This window comes from Pseudoroseomonas cervicalis ATCC 49957, assembly GCF_000164635.1.
Taxonomy (GTDB): domain Bacteria; phylum Pseudomonadota; class Alphaproteobacteria; order Acetobacterales; family Acetobacteraceae; genus Pseudoroseomonas; species Pseudoroseomonas cervicalis.
The window spans coordinates 138,783-142,583 of record NZ_GG770779.1 but is presented as its reverse complement, the minus strand read 5'-3'; the positions used below and the strand labels follow the sequence as shown (position 1 = coordinate 142,583).

The following is a 3,801-nucleotide window of genomic DNA, read 5'->3' as shown; positions in this document are numbered from 1 at the left end:
CGGCGGCCGAGTCCCCCGGCCGCGCCGCGCATCAGGCGGCGCTGTCGCTGGGTGGGCTGCGCATGGCGCTGTTCCCCGACGCCGCCTCCCCCTTCGCCCGCGACAGGGCCATCGGAAGCCTGCCCGCATGACCGCCGAAATCGACCTCTACGGCATCTACCTGCCCGCCTTGCTGGTCTGGGCGGCGATCGCCCTGCCGCTGACCGCGCTGCTGCGCCGCGCCCTGCTGGCGCTCGGCGCCTATCGCTGGATCTGGCACCCGGCGCTGTTCGACTTCGCCCTCTACCTCCTGCTGCTGGGCGGTGTCGCCGCCCTGGCTGAAAGCCTCTCCCGATGAAGCCCCTCTTCGCCCGGTTCATCCGGATCGCCGTCACCCTGCTGCTGGTCGCCGCCGCGCTGTTCGCCGCGCGCGAGCTGTGGCGCTACTACATGGAGGCGCCCTGGACGCGGGACGGGCGGGTGCGCGCCGACATCATCGGCGTGGCGCCCGACGTCTCCGGCTTCGTGGCCGAGGTGCTGGTGCAGGACAATGCCGTGGTGGCGCAGGGCCAGCCGCTGTTCCGGCTGGACCAGGCCCGCTTCGCCCTGGCGCTGCAGCAGGCCGAGGCGGTGGTGGAGAGCCGCACCGCCTCGCTCGAGCGCGCCCGGCGCGACGAGCGGCGCTATGACCGGCTGGATGCCGGCATCGTCTCGCAGCAGCGGCAGGAGCAGGCGCATTCCGACGCGGCCACCGCCGCCGCGTCGCTGCAGGAGGCGGAAGCGGCGCGCGAGCTGGCGCGGCTGAACCTGGCGCGCACCGAGATCCGCGCCCCCGCCGCCGGCACCATCACCAACCTGACGCTGCGGCCCGGCGCCTATGTCTCGGCCGGCAGCGCGGTGATGGCGCTGGTCGATGCCGGCAGCCTGCATGTGCAGGGCTATTTCGAGGAGACGAAGCTGGCCCGCATCCATCCCGGCGACCCGGTGCGGGTGACGCTGATGGGCGATGGCCGGGTGCTCTCCGGCCATGTCGAGAGCATCGCCGGCGGCATCGAGGACCGCGAGCGCAGCGCCGGGCTGGTGGCCAACGTCAACCCCACCTTCTCCTGGGTGCGGCTGGCGCAGCGTGTGCCCGTGCGGGTGAAGCTGGACGCGGTGCCGGAGGGGCTGCGGCTGATCCCGGGGCGGACGGCGACGGTCAGCGTCATCGAAGACTGAAGGCCAGTGGCGCTGCCCCTGGAACCCCGCCGGGGGGACAGGGTCCCCCCGGACCCCGCCATCAGTGGGCGCTGTCTGATGGCGGGGTCCGGGGTGGCCCTGCCACCCCGGCGGAGGGGTCTGGGGAGGCGGAGCCTCCCCAGATATCATCTGGTTTGTTTGGGGAGGCGGAGCCTCCCCAGCGCCGCGCCGCGGCATAGGCGGCGCTGCCCACGACGACGGCCAGCACCAGCCCGCCCACCAGCGTCTCCTCGGCGGCGGGCAGGGTTGCCATCAGCCAGGCCGGGCCATGCTCGGGCAGGAACTCGACGGAGGGCGGCAGCAGCACCCGGCCGATGGCGTATTCGGTGGGCAGCAGCACGGCATGGGTGAGCGGGTTGCCGAAGGTCAGGCAGGTGGCCGCGGCCACCGGCAGGCTGCCACGCAGCGCCCACGCAAAACCGGCGGCGAAGATCAGGTGCAGCCCGAAGGCGGGGAGCATCGCCGCGGCGGCGCCGGCGGCGATGCCGAGGGCCACCTTGGATGGCCCGCCGGGAGAGGCCAGCAGCCTCTCCCAGGAATCGCGCGCCCGCCGCAGCAGGGCGCGCATGGGGGTCTCAGACCTTCTCGACCTGGGCGTATTCCAGCTCGACCGGGGTGGCGCGGCCGAAGATGGAGACCGAGACCTTCACGCGGCCGCGCTCCTCGTCCACTTCCTCGATCGTGCCGTTGAAGCTGGTGAAGGGGCCGTCGGCCACGCGCACCTGCTCGCCCACCTCGAACACCACGGCGGGGCGCTTCGGCTTGTCGACGCCTTCCTGCACCTGGCGGACGATGCGCTGCGCCTCGGCCTCGGAGATCGGGCTGGGGCGGTTGCGGGCGCCGAGGAAGCCGGTGACCTTGGGCGTGTCCTTGACCAGGTGCCAGGCCTCATCGGTCATCGCCATCTTCACCAGCACATAGCCGGGGAAGAACTTGCGCTCCGAATTGATCTTCTGGCCGCGCCGCACCTCGGTCACCTCCTCGGAGGGGACGAGGATGTCGCCGATCTGGTCGGCCAGGCCCTTCTGCGCCGCCTGCTCCTTGAGCTGCTGCGCGATCTTCTTCTCGAAGCCCGAATAGACGTGAACGACGTACCACTTCATGTCGGCCATGGATCTCGCTCCGTCTTACGCGCCGAAGCCGAACAGCAGGCTCACCAGGAACTGGATGAGCTTGTCGGTCAGCAGGAAGAACACGGCGGCCAGGGCGGACAGGGCCAGCACCAGGCCGGTGGTGATCAGCGTCTCCTTGCGCGTCGGCCAGGTGACGCGGGCCACCTCCTGCCGCACATCGCGGATGAACAGCGCGGGATCGAGCTTCGCCAAAATCGCTACCCTAACTGGTTGCCGGACTGGTCCAGGCTGGACGTCCCGACCGGTATGGTCCGTGGGAAACGCTTCGCGGGCGGCCTCCGGACCGGAGCCACCCCGCAAGACCCGGAAGCGCATGGCGAGGGCCAGGACACCTCCCCCGGAGGGGGCGGCACCCGCGACACTGGCAGGGGCGGAGGGTCTCGAACCCCCAACCTCCGGTTTTGGAGACCGGCGCTCTAGCCAATTGAGCTACGCCCCTGCGCGGCGCCAACGCTGCGCGAGGAGGCGTCTATAGGCGAGGCCCGCCGCCCTGTCGAGAGGCAGGAATCAGCTTGGCGGCGGCGGCGGCGCCCCCGGGCGCGGCGCGTCGAGGAAGCGGCCCAGCGCCTCCAGCATCGGCCCGAGCTGCACCCGCCAGCCCTGGGTCACCGGGTCCACCGGCTCCAGCCACATCGCATGGTGGTGGCCGCGGAAGGCGGAGATGCGGCTGTAGCAGCTGCGCAGCTTCTCGGTGCCGAGCCAGGCGGGCATCAGCTCGAACACCTTCAGCCCCGGTCGCGCCGCCACCAGATGCGCCAGCCCCGCCCCGTGCGGCGAGACCACCACCTCCGCCTCCTGGAAGGCGCGGATCTGCCGCGCCAGGGGCACGCCCTGGAAGGTCATCACGGTGAAGCCGAGGCGCCGCAGCGCCTCCTCCAGCTCCGCCTCGTTCTCGATGCCGCGCCGCGGCACGTCGCGGCGGGAGAGGTAGAGGCGCGGCCCGGTGACGCCGGGTGCCGCCTGCCGCAGCGCCTGCGCCACCAGCCGGGCATAGAGGTCGGCGAAGTATGCGCCGTGGTAGAGGAACTGCATGCCGCGCGGGCTGATCCAGGCGCGTTCCACCAGCAGCGGCGCCTCCACCCGCCGCAGCTCCGGCGCCGCGCCCAGGGAATCGCCCAGCAGGTCGAGGGTGGCGCGCAGGAAGCCCTCGATGCGCGGGGTGTAGAGGATGGGCCATTGCGGCGCGTCCGGGCGCAGCCGCCAGGCCAGGGCCGGCAGCCCCTCGGCGAACCAGTGGTAGAAATTGCGCGGTGTCTCGGTGGCCAGCACCGCCTCCGCCAGCGCCGGCCCCTCGGGCAGCGGCGGCAGGTCGGGCGGCAGCAGGCGGTGATAGATCGGCGCCACCTGCCCCTGCGCGTTCCAGACCAGCCCCGCGCCGTCCACCGCCACGTCGCGGCAGAGCAGCAGGCGCGGCTCGGCCGGCGCGCCGGCGGCCGGGCGGGGCTGGCGC

Annotated in this window: 6 protein-coding genes and 1 tRNA gene; 2 read left to right on the top strand and 5 right to left on the bottom strand. The window is 72.7% G+C overall.

Annotated elements, in window-relative coordinates; all coding sequences use genetic code 11:
* Positions 1-127: 127 nt before the first annotated feature.
* Positions 128-337, top strand: a complete 210-nt coding sequence (locus HMPREF0731_RS11935) for a DUF1656 domain-containing protein (RefSeq protein ID WP_007004390.1) — start codon at positions 128-130, stop codon at positions 335-337.
* A complete protein-coding gene (locus HMPREF0731_RS11930) occupies positions 334-1,197 on the top strand; it encodes an efflux RND transporter periplasmic adaptor subunit (RefSeq protein WP_007004389.1) in 864 nt (287 codons plus the stop codon). The genes HMPREF0731_RS11935 and HMPREF0731_RS11930 overlap by 4 nt, the downstream gene beginning before the upstream one ends.
* A gap of 61 nt (positions 1,198-1,258) precedes the next feature.
* On the opposite strand, the gene HMPREF0731_RS11925 is transcribed toward HMPREF0731_RS11930, so the two are convergent.
* The 5 genes from HMPREF0731_RS11925 to HMPREF0731_RS23145 all read right to left on the bottom strand — a co-directional run.
* Positions 1,259-1,786: a DUF2062 domain-containing protein gene (locus tag HMPREF0731_RS11925; protein WP_007004388.1), complete on the bottom strand. Its 528-nt coding sequence runs from the start codon at positions 1,784-1,786 to the stop codon at positions 1,259-1,261.
* 7 nt (positions 1,787-1,793) lie between these two features.
* Positions 1,794-2,330, bottom strand: coding sequence for a transcription termination/antitermination protein NusG (gene nusG / locus HMPREF0731_RS11920; protein WP_007004387.1), 537 nt, complete (start codon positions 2,328-2,330; stop codon positions 1,794-1,796).
* A 15-nt stretch (positions 2,331-2,345) separates the two neighbouring features.
* The gene (gene secE, locus HMPREF0731_RS11915) at positions 2,346-2,543 is read right to left on the bottom strand and encodes a preprotein translocase subunit SecE (protein WP_007004386.1); all 198 of its coding nucleotides are present in this window, start codon (positions 2,541-2,543) and stop codon (positions 2,346-2,348) included.
* 170 nt (positions 2,544-2,713) lie between these two features.
* Positions 2,714-2,790 (bottom strand) — tRNA-Trp (locus tag HMPREF0731_RS11910).
* Positions 2,791-2,858: 68 nt separating this feature from the next.
* On the bottom strand, positions 2,859-3,801 hold a 943-nt coding region (locus HMPREF0731_RS23145), incomplete at its 5' end, for a glycosyltransferase family 61 protein (RefSeq protein ID WP_007004385.1).